Annotated in this window: 3 protein-coding genes; 2 read left to right on the forward strand and 1 reads right to left on the reverse strand. The window is 68.3% G+C overall.

Features of this window, described 5'->3' with window-relative positions; all coding sequences use genetic code 11:
* Nucleotides 1-197, forward strand: a 197-nt coding sequence (locus H0W38_RS21870; protein ID WP_367162629.1) for an oligopeptide/dipeptide ABC transporter ATP-binding protein, incomplete at its 5' end; no start/stop codon positions are given.
* Complete coding sequence (locus H0W38_RS21875; protein ID WP_292458196.1) at nt 194-1,192, forward strand: ABC transporter ATP-binding protein; 999 nt, start codon at nt 194-196, stop codon at nt 1,190-1,192. The genes H0W38_RS21870 and H0W38_RS21875, both read left to right, overlap by 4 nt.
* An 11-nt stretch (nt 1,193-1,203) precedes the next feature.
* Here H0W38_RS21875 and lysA read toward each other — a convergent pair.
* A partial coding sequence (gene lysA / locus H0W38_RS21880) for a diaminopimelate decarboxylase (RefSeq protein ID WP_292458200.1) occupies nt 1,204-2,075 on the reverse strand: 872 nt, incomplete at its 5' end.

A 2,075-nucleotide genomic window follows, 5' to 3' on the forward strand; every position in this document is an offset into this window, starting at 1 on the left:
ATGAGCGTGAGCGGCTTGCGCAGATCGATGGCGCCATGCCGCGGCCCGGTGCGCATCCGGACGGTTGTCCCTTCCACCCGCGCTGCCCCCAGGTTTTCGAGCGCTGTCGCGCCGAGCGGCCGGAGTTGATGCCGGCGGGCGCAACGCGCGCAGCGTGCTGGCTGGTCGTCGATGCTTCGCAGAAGGCGCACGGATGACGCCGCCGCTGGTCGAGGCCCGGGAACTGGTCAAGTCCTTCGATGTGTCTGCGCCCTGGCTCGAGCGCGTGCTCGAAGGCCGGTCACGACAAGTTCTGCGGGCGGTCGACGGTGTCAGCTTCACCATCGAACGCGGCGAGACGCTGGCATTGGTGGGCGAGTCCGGCTGCGGCAAGAGCACCCTCGCGCGCCTTCTGGTGGGACTGCATGCGCCGAACGCCGGCAGTGTGCATTTCGACGGCACGCAGGCCACGCCTGCGCTGGCGGCCCGCCGCGGCGGCGGAGCGTTTCGAAGGCGCTTGCAGATGATTTTTCAGGACCCGTATGCGAGCCTGAATCCGCGTTGGAGCGTTCACGACATCGTGGCCGAACCGTTGATCGAGCACCGGCTGCTTGCCACGCCGGCCTTGCGACGCGAGCGGGTTGCCGGGCTGCTCGCCGCCGTGGGGATGAGCGCCGCCGATGCGGCCCGCTATCCGCACCAGTTCTCGGGCGGCCAGCGCCAGCGCATCTCGATCGCCCGCGCGCTGGCCAGCGAGCCGGAGTTCCTGGTTTGCGACGAGCCGACCTCAGCGCTCGACGTGTCGGTGCAGGCCCAGGTGCTCAACCTGATGAAGGATCTGCAGCGCGAGCGTGGCATGACCTATCTCTTCATCTCGCACAACCTGGCGGTGGTGCGGCATGTCGCCGACCGGGTCGGCGTGATGTACCTCGGCCGCATCGTCGAGCTGGCATCACGGCGTGCCTTGTTCGACACGCCGCGCCATCCCTACACCCGCCTGCTGCTCGACGCGATTCCGGACATCGCCAGGCGTGGCCACACACCCGCGCGAGTGCTCGGCGAGCCCGGCAATGCACTGCAGCCGCCGAGCGGCTGTGCCTTTCATCCGCGGTGCCCGCATGCCCTGGAGCGCTGTCGCATCGAGCGGCCGGAGTTGCAGAGCATCGGCGGGGTCGATGTGGCCTGCCATGCGGTGAGCGAAGGGCGAATCTAGCGCAGCGCGCCTCACGTTGGCAACAGGTGCTCGCAGCGAAACAGTTCGACTGGCGTTTCGCGCTCACGGATCAGCGTCGCGCAATCGCCATCGACCATGACTTCCGCCGCGCGAGGTCGGCTGTTGTAGTTGCTGGCCATGCTCATGCCATAGGCACCGGCGCTCAGCACCGCGATCCGGTCGCCCGGCTGCACCGCGAGTGCACGGTCGCGACCCAGCCAGTCGCCCGATTCGCACACCGGGCCGACCACGTCATAGACGGTCTGCGGCTCGTCGCGCGACTGGCAGGCCACGATGGCCATCGTGGCGCCGTACATGGCAGGGCGCATCAGGTCGTTCATCGCGACATCGACGATGCAAAAATTCTTGCCCGGGCCCGTCAGACCCTCTTGTGCCACTGTGCCGGGCTTGAGATAGAGCACCTCGCCGAGCAGCACGCCGGCATTTCCGACCAATGAGCGACCCGGCTCGAACACCAGCGCGCGGTGGCCGTGGCCGCGCGCGTCGATTCGCTCCAGCAGCGCGGCGATCAGCGCATCCGCGGCCGGCGGCGTTTCGTCGGTGTACCGAATGCCCAGACCGCCGCCGAGGTCGAGGTGCCGAATGCTCACGCCCTCGGCCTCCACCGCTTCCACCAGATCGAGCAGGCGATCGAGCGCGTCGAGATAGGGGCCGATCTCCGTGATCTGCGAGCCGATGTGGCAATCGATGCCGACGATCTCGATACCGGGCAGACGGGCGGCGCGGCGGTAGGTCTCGACGGCGCGCTCATGCGCGATGCCGAACTTGTTGTCCTTGAGGCCCGTGGAGATGTACGGATGGGTGCGCGCATCGACGTCGGGGTTGACGCGCAGGCTGACGGGCGCCCGACGGCCCAGAAGAG

The organism is Methylibium sp., from assembly GCF_013817365.1.
Lineage (GTDB): Bacteria > Pseudomonadota > Gammaproteobacteria > Burkholderiales > Burkholderiaceae_C > Methylibium.

Bases quoted from the DNA above. Each gene is read 5' to 3' on its own strand.
- H0W38_RS21875 (WP_292458196.1), top strand. From the start codon at position 194: ATGACGCCGCCGCTGGTCGAGGCCCGGGAACTGGTCAAGTCCTTCGAT.